22 protein-coding genes are annotated in these 24,139 nt (G+C 69.3%); 6 read left to right on the forward strand and 16 right to left on the reverse strand.

What is annotated here, in order from left to right; translation table 11 throughout:
* Positions 1-15: 15 nt before the first annotated feature.
* On the reverse strand, positions 16-495 hold the full coding sequence (locus FPZ12_RS13085; protein ID WP_166462716.1) for a MarR family winged helix-turn-helix transcriptional regulator: 480 nt from the start codon (positions 493-495) through the stop codon (positions 16-18).
* 102 nt (positions 496-597) lie between these two features.
* Between FPZ12_RS13085 and moaA the strand changes: the two genes are divergently transcribed.
* The 3 genes from moaA to FPZ12_RS13100 all read left to right on the forward strand — a co-directional run bounded on the left by moaA (position 598) and on the right by FPZ12_RS13100 (position 3,049).
* Positions 598-1,659: a GTP 3',8-cyclase MoaA gene (moaA, locus tag FPZ12_RS13090; protein ID WP_144746980.1), complete on the forward strand. Its 1,062-nt coding sequence runs from the start codon at positions 598-600 to the stop codon at positions 1,657-1,659.
* A 6-nt stretch (positions 1,660-1,665) separates the two neighbouring features.
* Positions 1,666-1,920 (forward strand): MoaD/ThiS family protein, encoded by a 255-nt coding sequence (locus FPZ12_RS13095; RefSeq protein WP_144746978.1) that lies wholly within the window; start codon positions 1,666-1,668, stop codon positions 1,918-1,920.
* Between the two features lie 490 nt (positions 1,921-2,410).
* A complete protein-coding gene (locus FPZ12_RS13100; protein WP_144746976.1) occupies positions 2,411-3,049 on the forward strand; it encodes a LysM peptidoglycan-binding domain-containing protein in 639 nt (212 codons plus the stop codon).
* A gap of 307 nt (positions 3,050-3,356) precedes the next feature.
* On the opposite strand, the gene FPZ12_RS13105 is transcribed toward FPZ12_RS13100, so the two are convergent.
* The 4 genes from FPZ12_RS13105 to FPZ12_RS13120 are packed head-to-tail and all read right to left on the reverse strand — an operon-like array spanning position 3,357 to position 6,373.
* On the reverse strand, positions 3,357-4,304 hold the full coding sequence (locus FPZ12_RS13105; protein WP_144746974.1) for a molybdenum cofactor biosynthesis protein MoaE: 948 nt from the start codon (positions 4,302-4,304) through the stop codon (positions 3,357-3,359).
* Positions 4,301-4,771, reverse strand: coding sequence for a cyclic pyranopterin monophosphate synthase MoaC (gene moaC / locus FPZ12_RS13110; RefSeq protein WP_144746972.1), 471 nt, complete (start codon positions 4,769-4,771; stop codon positions 4,301-4,303). The genes FPZ12_RS13105 and moaC overlap by 4 nt, the downstream gene beginning before the upstream one ends.
* A 9-nt stretch (positions 4,772-4,780) precedes the next feature.
* Complete coding sequence (locus tag FPZ12_RS13115; RefSeq protein ID WP_144746970.1) at positions 4,781-6,175, reverse strand: NAD-dependent malic enzyme; 1,395 nt, start codon at positions 6,173-6,175, stop codon at positions 4,781-4,783.
* 12 nt (positions 6,176-6,187) lie between these two features.
* Positions 6,188-6,373 carry a hypothetical protein gene (locus FPZ12_RS13120; RefSeq protein WP_144746969.1) on the reverse strand — a complete coding sequence of 62 codons (186 nt, stop codon included), beginning with the start codon at positions 6,371-6,373 and terminating at the stop codon, positions 6,188-6,190.
* A 92-nt stretch (positions 6,374-6,465) separates the two neighbouring features.
* On the opposite strand from FPZ12_RS13120, the gene FPZ12_RS13125 reads away from it, so the two are divergent.
* Complete coding sequence (locus FPZ12_RS13125; protein WP_144746967.1) at positions 6,466-8,697, forward strand: helicase-associated domain-containing protein; 2,232 nt, start codon at positions 6,466-6,468, stop codon at positions 8,695-8,697.
* Between the two features lie 191 nt (positions 8,698-8,888).
* Here FPZ12_RS13125 and FPZ12_RS13130 read toward each other — a convergent pair whose 3' ends face one another.
* The 6 genes from FPZ12_RS13130 to FPZ12_RS13155 all read right to left on the reverse strand — a co-directional run bounded on the left by FPZ12_RS13130 (position 8,889) and on the right by FPZ12_RS13155 (position 14,834).
* Positions 8,889-9,449 (reverse strand): DUF742 domain-containing protein, encoded by a 561-nt coding sequence (locus FPZ12_RS13130; RefSeq protein WP_144746965.1) that lies wholly within the window; start codon positions 9,447-9,449, stop codon positions 8,889-8,891.
* Between the two features lie 12 nt (positions 9,450-9,461).
* Complete coding sequence (locus FPZ12_RS13135; protein ID WP_144746963.1) at positions 9,462-9,884, reverse strand: roadblock/LC7 domain-containing protein; 423 nt, start codon at positions 9,882-9,884, stop codon at positions 9,462-9,464.
* 144 nt (positions 9,885-10,028) lie between these two features.
* Positions 10,029-10,637, reverse strand: coding sequence for a GTP-binding protein (locus tag FPZ12_RS13140; protein ID WP_144746961.1), 609 nt, complete (start codon positions 10,635-10,637; stop codon positions 10,029-10,031).
* Positions 10,618-11,403 (reverse strand): DUF742 domain-containing protein, encoded by a 786-nt coding sequence (locus FPZ12_RS13145; protein ID WP_424923597.1) that lies wholly within the window; start codon positions 11,401-11,403, stop codon positions 10,618-10,620. The genes FPZ12_RS13140 and FPZ12_RS13145 overlap by 20 nt, the downstream gene beginning before the upstream one ends.
* 23 nt (positions 11,404-11,426) lie before the next feature.
* Positions 11,427-11,879 carry a roadblock/LC7 domain-containing protein gene (locus FPZ12_RS13150; RefSeq protein ID WP_144746958.1) on the reverse strand — a complete coding sequence of 151 codons (453 nt, stop codon included), beginning with the start codon at positions 11,877-11,879 and terminating at the stop codon, positions 11,427-11,429.
* A gap of 3 nt (positions 11,880-11,882) precedes the next feature.
* On the reverse strand, positions 11,883-14,834 hold the full coding sequence (locus FPZ12_RS13155; RefSeq protein WP_424923598.1) for a sensor histidine kinase: 2,952 nt from the start codon (positions 14,832-14,834) through the stop codon (positions 11,883-11,885).
* Positions 14,835-15,117: 283 nt separating this feature from the next.
* On the opposite strand from FPZ12_RS13155, the gene FPZ12_RS13160 reads away from it, so the two are divergent.
* Together FPZ12_RS13160 and mdlC are read left to right on the forward strand one after the other, a co-directional pair.
* Positions 15,118-15,960, forward strand: a complete 843-nt coding sequence (locus tag FPZ12_RS13160; RefSeq protein ID WP_424923600.1) for an ABC transporter ATP-binding protein — start codon at positions 15,118-15,120, stop codon at positions 15,958-15,960.
* On the forward strand, positions 15,961-17,547 hold the full coding sequence (gene mdlC / locus FPZ12_RS13165) for a benzoylformate decarboxylase (protein ID WP_144746953.1): 1,587 nt from the start codon (positions 15,961-15,963) through the stop codon (positions 17,545-17,547). It begins immediately after the preceding gene.
* A 77-nt stretch (positions 17,548-17,624) separates the two neighbouring features.
* Here mdlC and FPZ12_RS13170 read toward each other — a convergent pair whose 3' ends face one another.
* The 5 genes from FPZ12_RS13170 to FPZ12_RS13190 form a co-directional block, all read right to left on the reverse strand.
* Positions 17,625-18,407, reverse strand: a complete 783-nt coding sequence (locus tag FPZ12_RS13170) for an ABC transporter permease (protein WP_144746950.1) — start codon at positions 18,405-18,407, stop codon at positions 17,625-17,627.
* Complete coding sequence (locus FPZ12_RS13175; RefSeq protein ID WP_144746949.1) at positions 18,404-19,168, reverse strand: ABC transporter permease; 765 nt, start codon at positions 19,166-19,168, stop codon at positions 18,404-18,406. Before FPZ12_RS13175 ends, FPZ12_RS13170 begins: the two co-directional genes overlap by 4 nt.
* Before the next feature lie 16 nt (positions 19,169-19,184).
* Entirely contained in the window at positions 19,185-20,207 is a 1,023-nt protein-coding gene (locus tag FPZ12_RS13180; protein WP_144746947.1) for an ABC transporter substrate-binding protein, read from the reverse strand.
* A 167-nt stretch (positions 20,208-20,374) separates the two neighbouring features.
* Positions 20,375-21,340: an esterase/lipase family protein gene (locus FPZ12_RS13185; RefSeq protein ID WP_243769822.1), complete on the reverse strand. Its 966-nt coding sequence runs from the start codon at positions 21,338-21,340 to the stop codon at positions 20,375-20,377.
* A 181-nt stretch (positions 21,341-21,521) separates the two neighbouring features.
* Entirely contained in the window at positions 21,522-23,984 is a 2,463-nt protein-coding gene (locus FPZ12_RS13190) for a nitrate- and nitrite sensing domain-containing protein (protein ID WP_144746945.1), read from the reverse strand.
* Between the last annotated feature and the right edge of the window lie 155 nt (positions 23,985-24,139).

Genomic DNA, 24,139 nt, shown 5'->3' on the forward strand with positions numbered 1-24,139 from the left:
GTGCCTGCGGAAAAGCTATGCGTCCTCGGAGTCGAAGATGTCCGCCCGGATCGCATCGGCCAGCTCGCGTTCGTATCGCTCCACGACCTCGCGTTCCGCCGGGCTGAACCGCTCGAGCACCCGTTCCATCGCGAACTTCGCGGAAGCGAACAACGGGGCGTACTTCTCCTCGTCCATCGGCAGGATCTCGACGAGCACCTTGCGCCTGTCCCGGGTGTCGCGCACGCGGCGGACGAAACCCGCGCGCTCCAGGCGATCGATCACCCCGGTGACCGCGCCGGTGGACAGCCCGGTGAGCTGCGCTATCCGGCCCGCGGTCAGCGGGCCCTCCTCGCGGGCCGCCAGATCGAGCGCCTTGTGGTCGGTGCCGGACAGGCCCATCCGCTCGGCTATCCGCGCGTGCCGGAGCACCGCAAGCGTGCTGCTTTCCCTGCCGAGTTCGGCAAAGCGCTCGAGCACCGCGGGCGGCACCGGGTACTTCGGCGGCTCCGCCATCGCGCTTCCTTCCCCCGGACAAGTCTCGGCGTTCGAAAAACTCACTGTCCTAAATATTCTAGTGATCGTCCCGGTACCTTGACGCGGGTTAGGCTGGTGTCAATGAGTGCGGTAAATCTCGGCCTGCCCCGCGTCCCGGGTCTCCACGACGTGTCCGCGCCCAGACCGGACACGCCCGCTCTCGTCGACACGTTCGGCCGGGTGGCCACCGACCTCCGCGTCTCACTCACCGACCGGTGCAACCTGCGCTGTACTTACTGCATGCCCGCCGAGGGCCTCCCGTGGCTGCCCAAAGAAGAGGTACTGACGGACGACGAGCTGCTGCGCCTGATGCGGGTGGCGGTGGAGCGCCTCGGCGTCACCGACATCCGGCTCACCGGCGGCGAGCCGATGCTGCGGCCGGGCCTGGAAGAGCTGATCGGGCGGATCGGCGCGCTGCGCCCTCGGCCGCGACTTTCCATGACCACCAACGGAATCGGCCTCGCGAAGCGGGCGGGCGCGCTCGCCGCCGCCGGCCTGGACCGGATCAACGTCTCGCTCGACACCGTCAACCCCGACACCTTCCGCACGATCACCCGCCGGGACAGACTCTCCCATGTCCTCGACGGACTCGCCGCGGCGCGCGAGGCTGGGCTGGACCCGGTGAAGGTGAACGCGGTACTCCTGCCGGGCATCAACGAGCACGAGGCGCCGGAGCTGCTGCGCTTCTCCCTCGAGCACGGCTACCACCTGCGGTTCATCGAGCAGATGCCGCTGGACGCCCAGCACGGCTGGGATCGCCGCAACATGATCACGGCCGCGGAGATCCTCGCGCGGCTGCAGGCGGAGTTCACGCTCTCACCGAGCGCCGCCGAACGCGGCGGGGCGCCCGCCGAACGCTGGTTGGTGAACGGCGGCCCTGCCGACGTCGGCATCATCGCGTCGGTCACGCGGCCGTTCTGCGCGGCCTGCGAACGCACCCGGCTCACCGCCGACGGCGCGGTGCGATCCTGCCTGTTCAGCAACGACGAGACGGACCTGCGCGCGCTCCTTCGCGGCGGCGCGGACGACGAAGAGGTGGCGCGCGCCTGGCGGCTCACCATGTGGGGCAAACTTGCCGGGCACGAAATCAACGACGCCGGGTTCGCGCAGCCGATCCGGCCGATGAGCGCGATCGGGGGCTGAGGCGGCGTGACCACGGTGCTGGTGCGTTATTTCGCGTCCGCGCGGGCTGCCGCCGGGGTCGAGCAGGAGACCGTCCTGCTGCCGGCGGGCGTGTCCGTGCACGAGGCGCTGGGCGTCCTGCGCGAGCGTCATCCCGTCGGCCTGCCCCGCGTGCTCGAGGCGGCGAGCTTCCTGATCGACGGAATCGCCGTCCGAGATCATTCCCGGCTCCTTCCGGACGGGGCGGAACTCGACGTTCTCCCGCCGTTCGCCGGCGGTTGAGCAACGGTTCCCCAGTCCGTTCGGAGCGTTGCACCAACGGACCAGTCGCGCCGAAACGACGTGACCCAGACCTCACGATCAGTGAAATATCTCGAGAAGGAAACGGCGAGGTAACGGCTCGCTGACCTGGAAAAACATCCAAATCGTCATAGGTTGCGCCTTGTTACTGTGATGTAGGTCACGTACCGGATAATTTCCGATCACGCCCGCAGTTACGTACCGTCGCTTTTCGGCTGGCCCCGACCAGTCACGGCAAGACCGGGATTCCGAAAGCGCCAAACCCTGCCCGGCGGAATCCCGGACCAAATACCCCGAGCGAAAGTAGCTTCAGGGCAGGGACGGAAGGGACACGGTCCACGGCCCCGAACCGAGGACCGCGTTGGTAAGCCCGGATCCCGCCGGGTGGACCCCGCGCCCCGAAAGGGCGCGCCTGTAAGCCTGGTCCCCTGGTGGTCCGGCTCGACGGCGCAGGAGCCCGAGATATTTCGAAATGTCCTACCGAGGCAAGCACCGCAAGATGTCCCCTGCCGCCCGCAACATCGCCCGCGTCGCCGTGGCGGGTATCGCGGTCGGCACCCCGCTGGCCATCGCCGCGACCCCCGCGCAGGCCTCCAGCGTCAACTGGGACGCCATCGCGCAGTGCGAGAGCGGTGGCAACTGGAGCACCAACACCGGCAACGGCTACTACGGTGGTCTGCAGTTCACGCAGAGCACGTGGAAGGCCTACGGCGGCACCGGCAGCCCGCAGGGTGCGTCCCGCGAGCAGCAGATCCAGGTCGCCGAGCGGGTCCTCCAGGGCCAGGGTGTCGGCGCGTGGCCGGTGTGTGGCAAGAAGGCGGGTTCGACCTCGTCGAGCTCGGCCAAGAAGAGCACCAGCTCCACCACCAAGAAGGCCACCCCGAAGAAGTCCACGACTTCGACCACGAAGAAGGTCACCGCCCCCGCGGCGACCAGCCTGCCGACCTCGAACCCGAACGGTGACTACACCGTCGTGGCGGGCGACACGCTGTCGAAGATCGCGCAGAAGACCGGCGTTCAGGGCGGCTACCAGAAGCTGCAGCAGCTGAACTCCCAGTACATCCCCAACGCCAACATGATCCTCGTTGGCCAGAAGATCGCCACCAAGTGACCTGCTGAAGGCCACTGACGCGGTGCCCTCTCGCAGGTCACCCGTCGCGCGATCGCGAGATCGCGGGTGCGTGACGCCCTGAGTCCCGCGGGTTCAGGAGCTTTACGAAGCCCCGATGCGCAAACCGAAGGCCCCACCGCCGATCCCCCGGGCGGTGGGGCCTTCGGCGCGTCAGGGTGACACCCACCCGTGCGATACGAAAAAGCGCCTGAAAAGCCGCACAATCGGCGAATGGCTTTCCGCCGGGGTGCTTCAGACCCCCCGGCGCTCCAACGCCCTCAGAGCCGCGAACAGGCGCCCCGCGGGCTCAGGGCGAATTGACCCACTCGTCGGAGCCGTCGGCGAAGTGCTGGTGCTTCCACACCGGCAGCCGGGTTTTCACCTCGTCCACCAGCTCCGCGCACACGGCGAAGGCCTCGGCCCGGTGATCGGCGGCCACGGCGCAGGCCAGCGCGACATCGCCGATACCGAGCGCGCCCAGCCGATGGCTCACGGCCACCGCGCGCACGCCCTCGCGGCGAGCCGCCACCTCGGCCACAACCCGGGCCAGGACATCGCCCGCGCTCGGGTGCCCCTCGTAGTACAGGGTCTCCACCGCTTTGCCGCCATCGTGGTTGCGCACCACGCCGCCGAAGCTGACCACGGCACCCGCCGCCTGGTCGTCGACGAGCGCGGCGTGCGCCTCGACGGACAGCGGCTGCTCCGTCACCTGCGCCAGGGCTATCCGCGGAGAGTTCACCGACGCGGTGTGCACCGGGAGCGGGCCGGGATCCGCCGGGCGCGGGTGGTCGGCGCCCGCGAGCTGGTCCACGGCGTGTTCCAGCACGCCGTCCAACACGCCGAGCCCGTCCTTCACCCCGCCTCGCGAGCCGGGCAGGTTCACCACGAGCGTCCGGCCGGCCACCCCGGCGAGCCCGCGCGACAGCACGGCCGTCGGGACCTTGGGCAGGCCGGCCGTGCGGATCGCCTCGGCGAGCCCGGGCAACTGGTGGTCCAGTACCGCCGCGGTTTCGTCCGGGGTGCGGTCGGTCGGGGAGATTCCGGTGCCGCCGGTGGTGATGATGACGTCGACCTCGTCGTGGAGGCAGTCGCGCAGCGCCTTTCCGACAGCTTCGCCGTCCGGCACCACCAGCGGCTCGGGCACGTCGTACGCGTGCTCGGTCAGCCACTGCGCGATCACCGGCCCGGTGCGGTCGGCATAGACCCCGGCGGACGCGCGGTTCGACGCGACGATCACCCGTGCGGTGCGCTTCATGGCCGCTCCCAGACTCCGGTCTTCCCGCCGTCCTTGCGCTCCACCCGGACCTCGTCCAGAGTGGCGGCCGGATCGACGGCCTTGATCATGTCGTGCACCGTGAGCCCGGCGACGGCCACGGCCGTGAGCGCTTCCATCTCGACCCCGGTGACGTCCTTGGTCTTGGCCGTGGCGGTGATCCGCACTTCGGCCTCGCCGAGTTCGAACTCCACCTTGACCCCGGACAGCGCGACCTGATGGCACAACGGGATCAGGTCCGGCACCTTCTTCGCGCCCATGATCCCGGCTATCCGCGCCGTCGCGAGCGCGTCGCCCTTGGGCAGGCCGTTCGCCGAGAGCAGCCCGACCACCTCGGCCGTGGTCCGCACGACGCCGGTCGCGATCGCCGTGCGGGCCGTGGCCTCTTTGCCGGAGACGTCGACCATCCGGGCCGCACCCGTGCGGTCGACGTGGCTCAGTTCACTCACGCAACGACACTAGCTCCCGGCGCCGGTCCTCCTGGCGGCCGCCTTCACCGCGTCCGCGACCGCGGGCGCGACGGCCGAGTCGAAGACGCTGGGCACGATGAACGAGGCGTTGAGCCGGTCGTCCACCACGTCGGCGATCGCGTTCGCCGCGGCGAGCAGCATCTCGTCGTCGATGTCGTGCGCCTGCGCGTCGAGCAGGCCGCGGAACATGCCGGGGAAGGCGAGCACATTGTTGATCTGGTTCGGGTAGTCGCTGCGCCCCGTGGCCACGACCGCGGCGTGCTTCTGCGCCTCGAGCGGGTCGATCTCCGGGTCGGGGTTGGCCAGCGCGAACACCACGGCCTTGTCGGCCATGGTCGCGACCTGCTCCGCACCGAACAGGTTCGGCGCGGACACGCCGATGAACACGTCGGCGCCGACGAGCGCGTCGTGCAGGGAGCCGGAAACGTTGTCCTTGTTGGTGTTCTCGGCCAGCCAGCGGAGGTTCTCGTCCGAGTCGCCGCGACCGGCGTGCACGATGCCGTTGATGTCGGCGGCGATCACGTCGGCGGGCTTCTTGCGCAGCAGCAGCCGGATGATCGCCGAACCCGCGGCACCGGCGCCGCTGACCACGATCTTGCAGTCCTCGATGTTCTTGCCGACCACGCGCAGGGCGTTGCGCAGCGCGGCGACCACCACGATCGCGGTGCCGTGCTGGTCGTCGTGGAACACCGGGATGTCCAGCTGCTCGCGGAGCCTGGCCTCGATCTCGAAGCAGCGCGGCGCGGCGATGTCCTCGAGGTTGATCCCCGCGTACACCGGCGCGAGCGCCTTGACGATCTTGATGATCTCCTCGGTGTCCTGGGTGTCCAGGCAGACCGGCCACGCGTCCACGTCGGCGAACTTCTTGAACAGCGCCGCCTTGCCCTCCATCACCGGCAGCGCGGCCTCCGGGCCGATGTTGCCGAGGCCGAGCACGGCCGAGCCGTCGGTGACCACGGCGACGGTGTTGCGCTTGATGGTCAGCCTGCGTGCGTCGGCGGGGTTCGCCGCGATCGCGCGGCAGACGCGGGCCACGCCCGGGGTGTACGCGCGGGACAGATCGTCACGGTTGCGGAGCTGGACTTTGGGCGTCACGGACAGCTTGCCGCCGAGGTGCATGAGGAACGTGCGGTCGGAAACCTTGCGCACGCGCACGCCGGGCAGCGAGTCGAGTTCTTTGGTGACGTCGTCGACGTGGTCGGCGTTGGAGACGTTCGCGGTGATGTCGACCACGATCGCGTCGGCGTTCGACTCGACGACGTCGAACGCGGTGAGCACGCCGCCCACCCGGCCGACGGCGGTCGTGAGATCGCCCGCGGCGCTCGCCGACGGCGGCGCCTCGACACGGACAGTGATCGAATAACCGGGGCCGGGAACCGGCACTGTCGTTACCCCTTACTTGTTGATCTGTGTTTCGGGGTGCTCATAGGGCACCGCTTCCAGCGGGAACGTGGTGTCTCCGTACGGCGACAGCGCGCCTTGCCGGTCGGCAGCCAGTTCGCTCACCGGGTGCTCGCCCTCGGGAACCTCCGGCCAGGTCGGGTCGATCCGTCCGGCCTTTTTGCCGTTTTCCTTGGCCACGTCGTCCTCCCGGGTCTGGCCTGTGCCTGTGCGCTTTCAGTTTGCCTCAACGCGAGCGGTGGGCAGAGATCAGGGCGGTATCCTCTTACGTGATGCCCGCGACCTCTCTGGCGGACTGGCTGCGTTCCGCGTCCGACGACGAGTTGGCCGCGCTCCTGCAGGCCAGGCGCGACCTGGCCACCCCACCGCCTTCCGACAGCACAGTGCTCGCCACGCGCGCGGGCACGGCAGGTTCCGCCGCGCGGGCGCTGGAGGATCTCGACACCTTCACCCTCGGCGTGCTCGACGCCCTGCTGGTCGCCGACGCCGACACGCAGCCGGTGCCGCTGGCGCCGGTCGCCGAGCTGGTGGGCGCCGATCCGGCGCCGGCGTTGGCCAAACTGCGCGCCCGCGCCATCGCCTGGGGCGACGACGACGCGCTTCGCGTTCTGCCGGTCACGCGGGAGATCGTCGGCCCGTACCCGGCGGGGCTCGGGGCCTCGGTGCCCGAACTGGCCGGTTTCGACCTTGCCGAGCTGACGGACGAGGAACGCGGTGTCCTCGGCGCGCTCGCGTCCGGCCCGCCCATCGGGCGCAGCCGGGACGCCGCGGTGGAAATCCCGCTGGAGCAAGCGAAAACGCCCGTGCAGCGGTTGCTCGCTCGCGGATTGCTGTTGCGCCGCAACAACGACACGGTCGAGCTGCCGCGCGAGCTCGGCATCGCGCTGCGTGGCGGGCGGGCTGTTTCGCCGAACGCGGTCGAGGAACCTCCGCTGCCGACGAACCCGCACAGTCAGTCCACTGTGGATGAAGCGGCCGCCGGTGAGGCCGCGGAGTTCCTGCGGCAGCTGGAATCCCTGCTCACCCTGTGGTCCGAGCAGCCGCCGCCGGTGCTCAAGGCAGGCGGTCTCGGCGTGCGCGAACTGCGTAAGGCCGCCAAGGAACTGGACGTGGACGACGCGCGGGCCACGCTGCTCGCGGAGCTGGCTGTCGGCGCCGGTCTCGTCGCCGACAGCGGCTCGACCACGCCGGAATGGGTGCCCACCACGCTCACCGATTCCTGGCTCGCTTCGGCGCCGGGGCAGCGGTGGCTCATCCTGGCGCAGGCGTGGCTGGAGCTGCCCCGGCTGCCGGGTCTGGCCGGGCAGCGGGATGCCAAGGACAAGCCGATGGCCCCGCTTTCGGACGATCTCCGCCGCCCGCTCGCGCCCGTGAACCGGCGGCGGGTGCTGGAAAGTCTCGAAGAACTGCCGCCGGGCTCGGGTGTGAAGAGCGTCGACGAGCTGGTGGCTGTCCTGGCCTGGCGCGCGCCCCGGCGCGGTGGCCGGCTGCGGGACGAGACGGTGCGGTGGACGATGGCGGAGGCGTCGGTCCTCGGCATGGTCGCGCTCGGCGGGCTCACCACGGCGGCGAAGGCGCTGCTGGTGGAGAACCGCAGCGGCGCACTCGAGGCGATGGCCGAGGCGATGCCCGCCCCGATCGATCATGTTCTGGTGCAAGCGGATCTGACGGTCGTCGCGCCCGGCCCGCTGGAGCCGGAACTGGCCACGGAGATCAAAACCGTGGCGGACGTGGAGTCCGCGGGCCACGCGACGGTGTACCGGATCACCGAAGGCACCGTGCGCCGAGCACTCGACGCGGGCCGCACCGCCGACGAACTGCACGGGCTGTTCCGCGCGCGTTCGGCCACCCCGGTGCCGCAGTCGCTGACCTACCTGATCGACGACGTCGCGCGCAGACACGGCAGACTGCGCGGCGGCGCCGCAGCGTCGTTTTTGCGTTGTGACGACGAGGTTCTGCTGGCGGAGGTGCTGGGCAACCCGGTCGCAGGGGAGTACGAACTGCGCAAGATCGCGCCGACGGTGCTGGTGAGCCCCGCCCCACTGGCCGAGGTCCTCGACGGACTGCGCGCGGGCGGGTTCGCCCCCGCAGCGGAAGACGCGGCCGGGCGGGTCCTCGATTTGCGCCCGAACGGCCGCCGGATTCCCGCGCGCCCCAAGCAAACCCGGCGCGTGATGGCCGAGCCGACCGGGGCCAGCGCGGAGCAGCTGGAGTCCGTGATCGCCCACCTCCGAGCAGGCGACCGCGCCGCGACCAGGCGCCGGGGCGCGGAAGTGCGCCTGCCCGCGGGCGGTGGCGGCTCGGACACCTCCGCGACGATGGCCCTGCTCGCCCGCGCCACCCGCGAACAACGTGAGGTGTGGATCGGTTTCGTGGACTCGCATGGGACAGCAAGCCAGCGGATCGTCACCCCGGCCCACGTCGGCGGCGGGGTGCTGATGAGCACGGATGATCAGCGCTTCCCCCTACACCGCATCACTTCCGCAGCGTTGGTAGAGGACTGAGACCGGGATCGGCGAGCGCCACGCGGGACCAGCCAACACACCAGCGGGAACCGCCAACATGCCAACCGGAACGGCAAACACACCCGAGGCAGGGGCCAACACACCCACCGGAACCGCCAACACGCCCGCTGGAGGGGCCAATGCGTGCGTGAGGGCGGCGAATATGTGCGGGAGGGGCTTTCTGGCGGGGATCAGAGGCCGCGCAGTCCGTCCAGCACCCGGGCCATGAACTCGCGCGAAGAGCGGTCCCCGAAGGACAGCCCCGGCTGGTGGATCATCACCAGCTCCAGGTTGTCCATGTCGCTGACCAGGACCTTCACCACGTTCAGCGGCAGCAGCAGGAAGGCGGCGATCTCCGCGATGGACCTCGGTTCGACGCACAGGTCGCAGATTCGCCTGTGCTGCACCGAAACCGCGCCCTCGTACCGGCGTCCGCGGTGGCTCGTGGACACGAGTGCTTCGAGCGCAAGGTCGTAGTCCGGCCTCGTCCGGCCGCGGGTGTGCGCGTACGGCCGCATCATGGTGCGACGGCCCACCGGGCCGACGGACCTCGGCGGCGCCTGCCGCGGCGGCGAAGGGGGCGGCGGCACCGGCTGGGCCTGGCGCTTCACCCCCGCCAGCGAACGCACCGCCGTCAGCACCGCGGAGCGGTTCAGCTTGAACCGTGCCGGCGAGTCCAGCGGCTCACGGTCCGCGCCCTGGTGGAGGGCTTCCCACGCATCGATTTCGGGGCCCGCGGCCCCGTTCGGCATTCCTCGCATCGGCTACCCGCGCACACCACCCTGGAGCTGCATCCGCAGCTCCGGCGTGAGCTGCTGACCGACCCGGTCGACCAGCAGCGTCATCTCGTACGCGACCGTGCCGATGTCGCAGTTGGGCGCGGCGAGCACGGCCAGGCAGGAGCCGTCGCTGACCGACATCAGGAAGAGGTAGCCGCGTTCCATCTCGACCACGGTCTGGTTCACGAAGCCCGCGTCGAAGCACCGCGCGGCCCCGTGGGTGAGACTGACCAGCCCGGAAGCGACAGCGGACAGTTGATCGGCCCTGTCCTTGGGCAGTCCGTCGGAACCCGCGAGCAGCAAACCGTCGGCCGACACGACCACGGCGTGCGCGGCTCCGGGGACCCTGCGCACGAAATCGGTGATCAGCCAGCCGAAGCTGCCCGCGTGTTGAGCCGGCGCCGTCACTGGTTACCTCCTCGCCGATCGAAGCGGTAGTCCCGATTATTCCTTGCCAGCGTATTCCTCACAGCGGCCTTGTCGACCCACGACGGCGGGTGATGCCCATCCTTCACCCCAACGGCCGTACTCCGAAGGTGCCCGTCCGCTTACTCAGGCCTGTTGCAGCGCGGTGTCCCGCAGGATCGCGTGCTCCACGACCGAAATCAGCACCTGCTTCGCGGAGTCCTTGTCCCGCGCGTCGCACGCGATGATCGGCACGTTGTCCGCGATGGTGAGCGCGTGACGGACGTCCTCGATCTGGTGGTGCAGCAGCCGGTCGAAGCAGTTGATCGCCACGATGTAGGGCAGTTTCCGGTTCTCGAAGAAGTCGATCGAGGGAAACGCGTCGGCCAGCCTGCGGGTGTCCACGAGCACGACCGCGCCGATGGCACCCAGCGCGAGGTCGTCCCACATGAACCAGAACCGGTGCTGCCCCGGCGTGCCGAAGACGTAGAGCACCAGGTCGGAATCCAGCGAGAGCCTGCCGAAGTCCATGGCCACGGTGGTGGTGACCTTGTTCGGGGTGTTGCTGACGTCGTCGACCGAGACGCTGGCCTCGGTCATCTGCGCTTCCGTGGTCAGCGGGTCGATCTCGGACACCGCACCCACCAGGGTGGTCTTCCCCGAACCGAAGCCGCCGGCCACCACGATCTTGGCCGACTGGGTCGGTCCCATGGCCGCCGACGTGTTCGCGTCGGAGTCAAATTCTCCGAAGCCCACTGAGCACCCTCTCCATGAATTCGATACTGGGACGATCACCGACCGCGACGGTCGCGGTGTGCACCAGGACGAGGCCGAGCCCGGCCACGTCACCGATCAGTACACGAACGACTCCAAGCGGCAATCGTAGATAGGCCGCCACCTCGGCCACCGAGCGCGTGTCCAGACACAGCCCGCAGATGGACCGGTGCTCGGGCACCCGGACCCGGTCCAGCGAGCGCCCGCGCTCGCTCGTCGACACCAGCGCCTCGATCGCGAGATCGTACGTCGGCTTCGTCCGGCCGCCGGTCCGGAAGTACGGCCGGACGAGCCCGGAGGTCTCCGCGGGCGCGGCGGGCATCGAGGTCGGGACCGCGGGCAGGCTGGGATGGCTCGGATGGTTGGGGTGGCTCGGGTGATTCGGGTAGCTCGCCGGGCCCGGCCCCGGCGCGATCGGCGGGAAGGCCGAAAACTCGCCGCTCGGCTGCCCGCTGTCGGGCGCGCCGCCGAACAGCTCCGAGCCGGGGCCCGACATCAGCCGGTCCCCGAAATCGGGCGTGCGGAACTCCCCTGTCTGATAGGCCGCCTGCCGGCCCGTGAAATCGCCTTCGTCGGCACCGGCGCCGGCAGCGCGGCGCTGCCGCCACTCCCGGTCGACCCTCGCCCGGAACTGCGTCCAGTCTTCGTCGGCCAGCGCGTTCCGCGGTTCCTCCGGATCCGAGCCGGAAGCCGTGGAGCCCATCCCCATTCGGTCCCCGTCCAAGTCCGCTGATTGGCCCGCGTCCACTCCAGTCCCTTCGTCACGCGGCGCTAGCCGCGCACGGCCCCTTGCAACTGGGCCCGCATCTCGGGCGTCAGCTGTTGTCCGACGCGGTCGACGAGCAACGTCATCTCATAGACTACGAGACCGATGTCACTGTCCGGCGAGCCCAGCACAGCCAGGCAGGAACCGTCCGAAACGGACATCAGGAACAGGAAGCCGTTCGCCATTTCGACCACGGTCTGCGCGACCGGGCCGCCTTCGAAGACCTTCGCCGCGCCCCGCGCCAGGCTCGTGAGCCCGGACGCGACCGCGGCCAGCTGGTCCGCCCTGTCCTTGGGCAGGCCGCGGGACGCGGCCAGCATCAGCCCGTCCGCGGACACCACCACCGCGTGTGCCGCGCCGGGGACGCGGTGCACGAAGTCCGTGATGAGCCAGGCGAAACCGTTCTGCGAACCCTGAGATTTCGAGCCTTTCGGCTGCAGAGAACCCGGCCGTGTCACTCGTCACTCCTCACTGCCGTATTCGGGCAGGGACAGCTCCCCGCCAGTCACCGAAACGCCTTCTCCGGCCCGACGGCCCGAGTGGTCATTGAGCGCGTGCCGTCCGGATGTGTACCCACGCTGGAAGCTCACCATACGATCACGCGCGGCGGTAGCCGACCTCGCGATAGCGCTGTGGCCCGGTTTGCCCGAAGTGGTGTCGGTGAACGACGCTCCCGACGACTCGCCGGCGCCGACCGAACCCGGTACGAGGTACGCGTTGGGCACCCGCTTGGGCAGCCCGGCGGTGGTGATCTCCTCGCCCTTGGGATCCAGTAGCGACTGCGCGGCCTGCCAGCCCTCGTCGGCCGCGCTGCGCCACACCTCGTCCAGCATCGGCGTGGACTCCAGCTGCTCGGGTTCCGGCTCCGGTTCCGCTTCCTCCGGCTGCTGCTGGGCCATCGATTCGCCGAGGTCTCCCGTCATCGGCCGTTCGGGCTCCTCCCCGCGGACGTCCTGGTCGTCGTCGCCCTCTTCACTGAACCACCGGGACACAACCGACTGGTAGATCGGCAGCCGTTTGGTCGGCTGGTCGTCCTCGAGCACACCGCTCTCGTGGTCGGGCGGTTCCTCGGCAGGCGGCTCGGGCGGAGCCACCGGCACGTACTGCGGTTCCCGCTTCGGCAGCTGGAGCGGGGTGAACCGGGAGGTGCCCTCGGTCGGCGAATGCCCGTTGGACGGGTTCGCCGGGCTCGGTCCCGGTTTGCCGGTGCCGCGGCTGAGGAAGGCCGCGTTCGGTGAACCGGCGACCAGATCGTCCAGGCTGATCGGCTGCGCCAGCGGGGTCAGCCCGCCGGGACCGTCCGAAACCTGGTGCTGTGTCTGGGTTTGCTCGGCGTCGACCGACGCGGGCCGCGGGCGCTGCGCCGGCACCGCGGGGATCTGCGGCAGCGACGTCTCGGCGTGGGTCGGCGGCGGCAGCTGCGGCGTCTCCGCGACGACCGGGCCGAGCAGCTCGGCCGGCACCACGACCCGTGCGATGACACCGCCTTCGATGTCCTCGTTCTCCCGGATCCGGACCTCGATGCCGTGCCGCTGCGCCAGCCGCGCGACCACGTACAGGCCCATTCGCCGGGTCACCGACACGTCCAGGTCCGGCGGGTCGGCGAGGCGCTGGTTCACCTCGTAGATCTGCTCTTCGGACATGCCGACCCCGCGGTCGGTGACCTGGATGGCCAGCGACCGGCGGCGGGTGACCACCGCGCGCACGCTCACCTTCGTCTCCGGCTCGGAGAAGTAGGTCGCGTTGTCGAGCAGTTCGGCGAGCAGGTGCACGAGGTCGTGCACGGTCAGCCCGCGCACCGCGACCTCGGGGATCACGCCGACCTCGACGCGCGCGTACTGCTCGATCTCCGACACCGCGGCGCCGATGACGTCGGCGGCCGAGACCGGCTTGGGCACCGACTTGGCCAAGCCGGCGCCGGAGAGCACCAGCAGGCTTTCGCCGTTGCGCCGCAACCGGGTCGCGAGGTGGTCGAGCTCGAACAGGCTCGCGAGGTGGTCCGGGTCCTGCTCGTCGGCCTCGAGCCGGTCGATCACGCCGAGCTGGCGTTCCACCAGCCGCTGCGAACGCCGGGACAGGTTCACGAAGATGCCGTTGACGTTCTCGCGCAGGAGTGCCTGCTCGGCCGCCATCTTGATGGCCTGTTCGTGCACCGCGTCGAACGACCGGGCGACTTCGCCGATCTCCTCGCGAGTGGTGATCGGCACCGGGTCGACCGCGTTGGCCGACGCCGCGACGGGGTCCGGGTCCTCGAGGATCCTGTTCACCGTCTCCGGCAGCCGCGTGTAGGCGATGTCCAGCGCGCTGGTCCGCAGCACGCGCAGCGGCCGGAGCATGATCCGGGCGATCAGGAACGTCAGCACGAGCGCGCCGATCAGCACGAGCAGCACGATGCCGATGTCGCGCCACGCCGCGGCGTACGCGCCGTCGGCGAGCACCTGCGAACTGGCGCGCAGGTTGGACAGCAGGTCGCTCTCCATGGTGCGCATCTTGTTGATCGCACCGGTGCTGTCGGCCACCAGCTCGTCGCGGTTGATGCCGGGCGGCGCGCCTTCCGAGCCGCGCGCGAGCGCGCTCGAGGCCAGCCGCTCGCGGCCGTCCACGTCCGGACCGCTGACGGTGTCGTTGAACAGCTGCAGCTGGTCGACGTCCGCGTTCGCCTTGAACAGGTCGGTCGCGGCCTCGGCGCTCGCCTGCGCCTGGCGCACCTGGTCGATCAGGAGGCCGGTGAACTCGTTGCGCATCGTCGCGATCTCCATCGCGGCGTCCTGGCGCGAGGAGAACTCCTTGGCCTCGCTCAGTGACTGCAGGGTGGTGCCCTGGCGCAGCAGGTCGCGGTCGTTCACCGCGATCGTGACCTCCTGGCCCAGCTGGACCAGCGAGTCGAGGATCGAGGAGTAGGTCGTGAAGGCGGCCTGTTCGGAGTACGGGGGTGTGTTGACCGTGGTGCGCAGCGCGGCGAGGGTGTCCAGCCGCTGCAGGCCCTTGTCGTAGCGTTCCTTGCTCGCCGCGTCGCTGATCTGGAGCTGCGAAGCCGAGTTCCGCAGTTCGGCGACCGACTGGTCGACCTGGCGGATCTGGCTGTTGAGCGCGCTCTGGAGATCGACGTCACCCGGCGTGATGATCTTCGCCACAGCCAGCATGCGTTCGCTCTGCAGCTGATGGATCACGTCGGTGACCTTGATGGCCACGTCGACCTGGGTCGTGGTCTGGCTGAACTCGTCCGCCTGATGGAGCTCGTCGTAGGCCCGCAGGCCGCCCAGCACGAGCGCGGTCAGTGTCGGCACCGCCAGGACCAGGACCAGCTTGGAGCGCAGCTTCCAGTTTCGTAGGCTCAAACGCGACCCGTTGGAGCGCGTCGAAGTCTGCTGCGCAGGAGTCCCCGCTATGTGTGGGGCGTCTTCTCTCGGCACCGCTGTACCACCGTCAATCCCGCCAGCATTGGGGTCCAAACCTCTTTTGCAGGTGCAGAGGGTAGCGAAGAGCCGGTGAAGATGTAACCCTTCCTGGGCAAAGGCCACGCGACATGATCTCCATCCACGTCGCTGACCTGATAGAACTTCCCAAGCTTGAACGCGGTTAAACCACTCTGAGTAGACAACCGCATCCCGACGATCATTATGGGTGATATTTGTCACCCATTTACCGGATCGTCCGGCCTGCCAACACGAGACGAGGAGACAGCAAGTGCCCACGATGCTCGAGGTGAGCGGGCTCAAGCACCGCTTCGGCGGCGGGGAGGGTGCCCACACCGCCGTTCGTGACCTGTCGTTCACCGTCGAGACCGGGGAGCTGGCGTGCATCGTCGGCCCGTCCGGCTGCGGCAAGTCCACGATGCTGCGGTGCATCGCCGGCCTGATCAAGCCCACCGGCGGCACGATCAGCCTGCACGGGGACAAGGTCGAGGGCGTGCCCGGCGACCTCGCGGTGGTCTTCCAGGACTACAGCCGCTCGTTGTTCCCTTGGCTCACGGTCGCCGGAAATGTCGAGTTTCCCTTGCGCTCGGCCAAAATTCCCCGGGCGGACCGCCGGGCGCGGGCCCGCGAGGCGCTGGAGTCGGTCGGTCTCTCGGCCGCGGCGCGCAAGTACCCGTGGCAGCTCTCGGGCGGGATGCAGCAGCGCGTGTCCATCGCGCGGGCGCTGGCCAGCCGTCCCGCGCTGCTGCTGATGGACGAGCCCTTCGCCTCGGTGGACGCGCAGACCCGGTTCGAGCTGGAGGACCTGCTGCGCCGGGTGAAGCAGCAGCAGGGCAGCACGGTGCTGCTGGTGACCCACGACATCGACGAGAGCGTTTACCTCGGTGATCGTGTGCTCGTACTGTCGAAGTCCCCGGCGTCGATCGTCGCGGACCTCAAGGTGGACCTGCCCGCGGAGCGGGACCAGATCAGCACCCGCGAGTCCGCGGAGTTCGTCGCGCTTCGCGCCGAAGTCGCCCGGTTGCTGCGGAACCGCACCGACGAGGCACAGGCGGCGGCCGAGGACATCGCCGAGTGGGAGCTGTCGGAGCAGGAGACCAAAACCGAAGAGAGGACTTCGTAGATGACCGCGCCGACCGTCCGGGACGTCGTTCGCAACCTGATGCGCGAATGGAAGATCACCACCGTCTTCGGGAACCCCGGCACCACCGAGGTTCCGTTCCTCGCCGACTGGCCCGACGACTTCACCTACGTGCTCGGGCTGCAGGAGTCCGCGGTGCTGGCGATGGCCGACGCCTACGCCCAGTTCACCGACCGGCCCGCGGTGCTCAGTCTGCACTCCGCCGGCGGGCTCGGGCACGCGCTGGGCAACATGGTCACCGCGCACCAGAACCGCGCGCCGCTGATCGTGATCGCCGGTCAGCAGGAGCGCTCGATGCTCCCGTTCGACCCGTTCCTCGGCGCCATCGACGCGCCCGAGTTCCCCAAGCCGTACGTGAAGTGGAGCGTCCAGCCCGCCCGCGCCGAGGACGTGCCCGCCGCGTTCGCCCGCGCGTACCAGGTCGCGACGCAGCCGCCGTACGGTCCGGTGTTCCTGTCGATCCCGGCGGACGACTGGGAGCAGCCCGCGAAACCCTTGCCTGCCAGGCCCCGCGTGCGCGGGTTCGCGCCGGACGCCGAATCCGTCGCCGAGGTGGCCAAGGCGCTCGACGCGAGTGAGCGGCCCGCCATCGTGGTGGGCGCGGCCGTGGACATCGACCACGCCGTGCCGGACATGATCGCGCTCGCCGAGCGGACGAAGGCCGCGGTGTGGGCGGCGCCGTTCTCCGCGCGCAGCTCGTTCCCGGAGAACCACCCGCAGTTCGGCGGATTCCTCAAGCCCAGCCGCAAGATGACGCACGAGGTGCTCTCGCGGTACGACCTCGTGGTCGTGATCGGCGCCCCGGCGTTCACCTATCACGTGCCCTCACCGGACGACGTGGCCGAGCTGCCGCCGCTGTACCTGATCAACGACGACTCCGAGGCGCTCGCCCGCGCCCCGCACGCGACGCCGGTGCTCGCGAGCCCGCGCGCCGCGATCACCGCGCTCCACGGGCTCGTCGATGCGGAAACCTCCCGCAGCTTGCCCGCACCACGGGAACAGGCCCCGCGCCCGCCCGCACCGGCGGTCGGCGAAGCGATGACCGGTGCCTTCGTCAACGACGAGCTTTCCCGGCTGCTGCCCGAAAACGTGCTCGTGGTCGAAGAGGCGCCGAGCCAGCGCCCGGACATCCAGCGCTACCTGCCGATCAACGCGGCAGGCGACGGGTTCCTCACGATGGCCAGCGGGGTGCTCGGCTACGGCCTGCCCGCGGCGATCGGCGCGAAGATGGCCGTGCCGGACCGCCCGGTGGTCGCCGTGCTCGGCGACGGCTCCAGCATGTACGGCATCCAGGGCCTGTGGACCGCGGCGCAGCACAACATCCCGGTCACCTTCGTCATCCTGGACAACTCCGAATACGGGGCGGTCCGCGAACACGCGCACGTGTCAGGGCGCGGCAAGGTGCCGGGTGCCGATCTGGGTGGCATCGACTTCTGCGGACTGGCCCGCGGCCTTGGCTGCGACGCGACACTCGTGGAGACGCCGGAAGAACTGCGCAAGGCGGTCCCGGCGGCGATCGCGTCCGGCGTGCCCACGCTGATCGACGTGAAGATCCGCTACGGCGGCTGAGGGTTCGGCACCCGACAGGCGGCCGCGGACCGGGACAGGTTCGCGGCCGCTGTCACTTACTCCTTATATATAGAGCCTCACATCGCCGCTTCGGTCTGGAAGCCGGGGTGCCATGCCAGCGCGCGGCGCTCCGCCATCGACAGCAGCAGGTTCGCCACGTAGCCCAGCAGGCTCACCAGCACGATCCACGCCCACATCTGGGACAGCACGAAACTGCTCTGCGTCAGGATCATCTGGTAGCCGATCCCGCTGGTGCTCCCGCCCATCAGCTCCGCCACCACCATCAGGATGATCGCCAGCGAAAGCCCGAGCCGCATACCGGCGAACACCTTGGGCAGCGCGGTCGGCAGCACCACCCCGAAGATCCAGTCCGCGCGACTGATCCGGAACGCGCGCACGGTCTCGATCTTCACGTCGTCCACCGCGCGGGCGCCGTCGATCGTGTTGAGCAGGATGGGCCAGATGGTGCCCCAGAGGATCGTGATGATCTCCATCCGCGGCCCGATGCCGAACGCCACCAGGAAAACCGGCACCAGCAGCGCCGCGGGCACGGACCTGGCGAAGAAGAACATCGGGGACACGTAGTCGGTGACGACCGGCGAACGGCCCAGCGCCAGCCCGAGCGGCACGCCCACCACCACGGAAATGCCCCAGCCCGCGAGGATCCGGCCGATGCTGGGCAGGATGTCGTCGGTCAGCGCGGTGTTGCCGAAGAACGCGTCCTTCGCCGCCGCCAGGATGTCCGTGGGCGGTGGGAAATACGGGTCGTCCACCGCCTTCGTCACCAGCTGCCACACCACGAGGAACGCGACGAAGACCAGCCAGCGCCTGCCGAAGTCGAACCACTTCGAGCGGGTCACACCGCACCTCCCGCCGCGGCCCAGCCGAGCCAGCGCCGCTGGACCCCCAGCAGCCCGGAGTTGACCAGGTAGCCGGCCAGCCCGATGAACACCGTCGCCGCGAGGACCATGTCCATCCGCCCCGACGTGGTGCCGGAGAAGTACACGAACTGGCCGATGCCCACCGTGCCGAGCGTCAGGTACTCGGTGGTCACCAGCACGATCAGGGAGATCGACGCCGAGAGCCGGACACCGGTCATGGTGAACGGCGCGATACTGGGCAGCAGCACGGTGAACAGCTGCCGCAGTGGCGGCGTCCGGTACACCCGCGCGGTGTCCAGGATCTGGCGGTCGATCTCACCCATCGCGTAGATCGTGTTGAACAGCACCGGCCACACCGAGGCGAACACGGCGAGCGTGATCTTGGTCTGGGCGTCGCTGCCCAGCAACAGGATCACCAGCGGGATCAGCGCCACCGCGGGCAGCGGCCGCAGGAACTCGACGATCGGGCTGATGCTCAGCCGCAACCAGCGGACGCTGCCGAGCAGCACGCCGAGCGGGACGGCGATCAGCACCGTCAGCCCCAGCGCGATGGCCCACGACAGCAGCGTGGACACCGCACCCGTGATGAAATCGGCGTTGCCGAACAGCCCGGCGAACCGGACCAGCACGGTCGACGCCGGTGGCAGGACGTTCGACGGCAACAGGCCCACCCGGACGATCACCTCCCACAGCACCAGGAAGGCGATCAGGCCGATGAGCCTGCGTAGCGCAACTCGCACGATCGTCGTTCTCTTCTCAGACCTGGGGCGTCGGCACGATGTACTGGTTCGCGTCGAGCTGCGCGGTCAGGCCACCGTAGTTCTGCATGACGGTGATCACCCGCTGCAGCTGGGAAGCGCTGACCGAGGTCGGGAAGGTGTCGATGTTGAGCAGCGACGCGGTGTCCTTGTCCACCCCGGTCAGGTCCGGCAGCACCTCGAGCAGCTTGGTGCGGTCGGCCGCGGCCTTCTGCGCCGGCACCATCGCGCGCTGGAACGCCGCGACGGTCTTCGGGTTCTTCTCGATGAACGAGTCGAGCGCGATGTAGCCGGCCGCGGTGATGTTGGCCGTGGAACCGGTCACGATCTTGAGCACCGGCTCGGCGCCCTGCTTCTCCGCCTGGGTGATGTAGGGCTCCAGCTCGACGCCCGCGTCGATGGTGCCGGCCTGGATCGCCGCCGGGATGTCCGGGAACTTGATCTGCTGGTAGTGCACCGAGTTCGGGTCGACGTCGTGGTCCTTCAGCGTCGCGCGCAGCAGCACGTCGGCCACCGAGGCGGACTGGTGGATCGACACCTTCTTGCCGACCAGGTCCTTGGCCTCCTTGATGCCCGAACCCTGCTTGGCGATCACGACGAGGCCGTTCTCGTTCAGCTGGTCGACGTCCACCACGATCTTCGCCTGCACCGTCTTCTGTGCGATGGCCTGGAAGAACGAGATGTAGTTCGTGATGATGAAGTCCATGTTCCCGTTGAGGAGCTCGGGATAGGCCGCCGGCCCCGACGCGAACATCTTGCTGGTGACTTCGAGGCCCTGGTCCTTGAAGTAGCCGTACTTCTCCGCGAGCTTGGTCGACACACCCTGCTGGCCCGTGAGGATGCCGACGTTGAGCTTGGTCTTCTCCAGACCACCCGAGCTGCTGTCGGACGAGTTGTCGCCCGAGCTCGAACCGTTCAGCGCGCTGCACCCGGCGGAGGCGGCCAGCGGCCCGGCGACAGTGGCGCCGAGTGCGAGCCTGACGAATCTACGGCGAGTGGTGGCGCTTCCATACAAGGACATTCCGACGCTCCTGACGCGGCGTTATCCATCATCTTCGGTGATGGATCAATTACTGGTAGTAAGGAACAGAGCGGTAATATTACACACGAACGGGTGTTGCTTTCGGGCAGATCAAACCCGGGGCGCAACCTATCGCAGATCGCGGTAACCGCAACAGGCCGATTTGATCATGATCTGATATAGCTTTTCGGCGCCGGTTCGGCCGGTGCGTGCGGATAAAGCGCGACCTGAGTGGCCACCGTCGTCGCGAGATTCGCCTCGTTCACCGGCAACGCGACCGGATCGACGTACGGCATCACCGGCTGCGCGCACGCGCCGGCCGGGAGTCTGCCGGGGTCGGCCGGGCCCTGGTGCGTGAGCGCGTCCAGGACCAGCGCGAACGCGGGTGCGTCCACGGTTCCGGTGGTCAGGTGGTCGGCCACGTGCGCGGGGCAGACCCGCTGCAGGCCGATGTTGCTGATCCGGCCCTGCCCGGTGTGCAGCGAAGAGCTGCCGTTTTCGTCGAAGTTCGGGGTCACGACCTCGTCGAGCGCCGTGTAGATGTTCGTGTAGTCGATCCCCGGCCAGGTCTCGGGACCGCTGTTCAGCGCGGTCATGAACGCCGAACCGGTCCGCTGCTGCCAGAACGACGGGGCGCAGCCGGGCAGGCAGACCGCTTGCGCGATCAAGGTTCCATGGTTCGACGGGGCAAGTCCGACCAGGTCGGCGACGTCGGCGCGGGTGTCAGGCCAGTACTTGAGCGCCCAGCGCGGGATCATCCCGCCCTGGCTGTGCCCGACCAGGCTCACCTTGCGGCCGGCCTCGGCGCTGACCGTGCGGATGGCGTGCACCACGTACTCCGCAGCCACCTGGATGTCACCCATCCCGTGGTCGGGAAGGGTGATAGTGCAGTACGGCCAGCCTTTCGCGGCGAACGCACGCGCGTAGTTCCCATCGAACTCGGCCGGGGTCAGAGTGGTACCCGGGACCAACAGCACCGGGTCACGTTGCGCGTCGGAGATGCCATCCGAGCAGTTCAGAGCCGCGTCGAGGGTGGACTCCGGTACGTCGAGGGCGGGGCCGGTGGCCGCCTGCGCGCCCGCCGGGACAAGGAGTGCGCCCACTGCCGCCATGATCACGACCAGTGCCCGCACCGTCCGTCCTCCCGCATTCACACCCAACCGTGCGGCAGGAGTTTGCTCCTTGTATTGGCATCTCGTCAATGCCTTTCGAGAAGGAGATTCGGCGAACGGGTGATAAAGGTCCGGCTATTCGCCGTAACGGTCATCACAAAATCGTGGCCTATTCGGCGTAGTGCAGAATGCAAATAGCGGATTACCGGGGGTCGGTGCGACTACCGGAACGCGCTTGTTTGGCCTTGGCGAAACCGTCCTGAAGCCGCGCCATCCGGCCGCGCACGGAGTCCGGGTCCAGCTGCAAAGTCGGCGGATCGACGGGGGTGGCCGCGGGGCCGCGCACCCCGTTCAGCTGCCCGGAGGTGGCGCCCCGGTCCGGCTCGTCCTCGGCGGGCCACTCGGGCTCGTCCGGCTCGTCGCGCACGGGCCAGTGCTCACCGGTGCGGAACCACTGCGACAGCACGGCCTGGTAGGCGGGCATCCGCTCGGTCGGCTCGTCCTCTTCCAGGTAGTGCGACGATCCGGGCTCCTCGTCGTCCGACGGCCATTCCGGCGCCCGCTCGCTCTCCACCGGTGCGCGACGCGCCTCGTCGGGCACCGCGGGCAGCGCCAATTCGGGTTCGGACTCCGGTGCCGGATCGGGCAGCAGGATCGGCTCTGGCTCCGGGGCCCGCCGGGCGGGCGCGTGTTCGACGACCAGCTCCGCGGGCACGACGACGATCGCGACCAGCCCGCCGCCGACGTCCGAGCGCAGGCGCACCTTGATGTCGTGCCTGCCGGCGAGCGTCGCCACCACGAACAACCCCATCCGGCGGGACACCTCGACGTCCACGGCCGGCGGTCTGGCCAGGCGGGCGTTGGCGCGCTGGATCTCCGGCTCCGGCATCCCGGCGCCGGAGTCGGTGATGTGCACCTCCCAGGCTCCGTCCGCGGTGATCGAGCTGACCACGGTGACGGTGGTGTCGGCAGGCGAGTACAGGGTGGCGTTCTCGAGCAGCTCGGAGATCACGTGCACGAGGTCGCTGCACGCGGCGCCGGTGATCGACAGCTCCGGCGTCGCGGTCAGCTCGATCCGCTGGTAATGCTCCACTTCGGACAGTGCGGCACCGATGATCTCTTCCGCCGCGACAGGTTGGTCCCGGTCGTCACCGAGGTCGTGCCCGGAGAGGACGAGCAGGTTCTCGCTGTTGCGCCGCATCCGGGTCGCCAGGTGGTCCAGTTCGAACAGCCCGCCGAGTGTTTCCGGGTCCTGCTCGCCCGCCTCCATCCGGTCCAAAACGGACAGTTGGCGTTCGACGAGATCCTGGCTGCGCCGGGAAAGGTTCACGAACATCGCGTTGATGTTCTCCCGCAGCGAGGCCTGCTCACCGGCGAGGCGGACCGCCTGCCCGTGCACCGCGTCGAACGCACGCGCGACCTGACCCAGCTCCTCGCGACTGAACACGGGCACCGGCTCGATGCCCCGGCGCCGCGCGGCGCCCTCGGGATGCGGGTCGGCGAGGATGTCCTCCACGGCGGCAGGCAGGCGGTGCTCGGCGACGTCCAGCGCGCCGGCGCGCAGCGCCCGCAGCGGGCGCAGCAGCGACCGGGCGATGACCACCCCGAGCACGATGCACAGCAGCAGCACGCCGAGCACGATGCCCGCGTTCACGATCGCCGAGCGGCGGGCGTCGGAGGCCAGGGAATCGCACCGCTGCTGGGTTTCCGACTGCAGCGCCTGCTGCACCTTCTCCGCGAGGTTGATCGTGTAGGTGCTCGCGGTGTCCCACTGCTGGGGGTCCAGCCCGGCGAGGTTCTGGTCGCTCTCGGCGCGGGTGATCGCGGACTCGACCATGTTGTTGCCGGTGTCGACGATCAGCCCGATCACGGTGTCGTCGTACATCCGCTGTTCGGCCGGGGTCGCGAACTTGCGGTAGTCGCTGCGGGCGGCGTTCAGCTCGGCGTCCGCGCCGAGCAGCGCGCGCAGCTCATCAGTGGACAGCTTCCCTTCGGCGAGCCCCTCGGCGAGCACGGCGCGTTTGACCGACATCTGGTCCTTCACGCGCGCGAGTGCGTTGGCCGTGAGCCGCAGCCGGGACAGCTCCGGGTCGGTGATCTGTGCGACCGACTGGTCGGAGATGTCGAGTATCCCGGAAATCAGCTCGCTGTAGGAGCGGAGCGTCGCGTCCGCGGGGAGGTTCGAGTGCTCGGTCGCGAAGCGCAGCCCGGTCAGCACGTCCAGCCGTGCGATGGTCGCCTGCAGGCTCGCGGCCCCGTCGTCGGAGAGCTTGCTTCGTTCGGTGTCGAAGGACTTGTCGACCGCACCGATCGAGGCGTCCACCTTGTCGCGCTGGTCCCGTAGGTCGGCCAGGTCGCCGCTGCGGCCGGCCGCCACGTACTTGACGCTCAGGTCGCGCTCGCGCTGGAGCTGGTGGATGACGTCGTTGACGGCGCCGTCGACACGGCCGTGCGCGGCCTGCTGGGCGAGTTCGTCGGCGTGGTTCAGGTCGCCGCGCACCTGGACACCGACGAGTGCGAGCACGCTCACCGTGGGGATCAGCAGGACGACGGCGAGCTTCGTGCGCAGGCGCCAGTTCCGCAGCCGCCACCGGCCACCGACCTGGATCTCGGGCCGCCGGTCCGGCGCGTCACCCGCGTTGTGACGCTTCTGCCGACGGACCATCGATTTCCTTCGCTAGCTGTGAACCGAACACGGACCGTCACCGGCGCGGGATCGCTAACCTACTAGAGCGTGGGACGGGCTCGGCCGTTGTCTACTCTCGGTGCAGTCCGTCGGCGATGGTATTGGGCGGAGATCCTAAGCTCCACCCACGTCCG

The sequence above is a fragment of the Amycolatopsis acidicola genome, assembly GCF_007713735.2.
Lineage (GTDB): Bacteria > Actinomycetota > Actinomycetes > Mycobacteriales > Pseudonocardiaceae > Amycolatopsis_E > Amycolatopsis_E acidicola.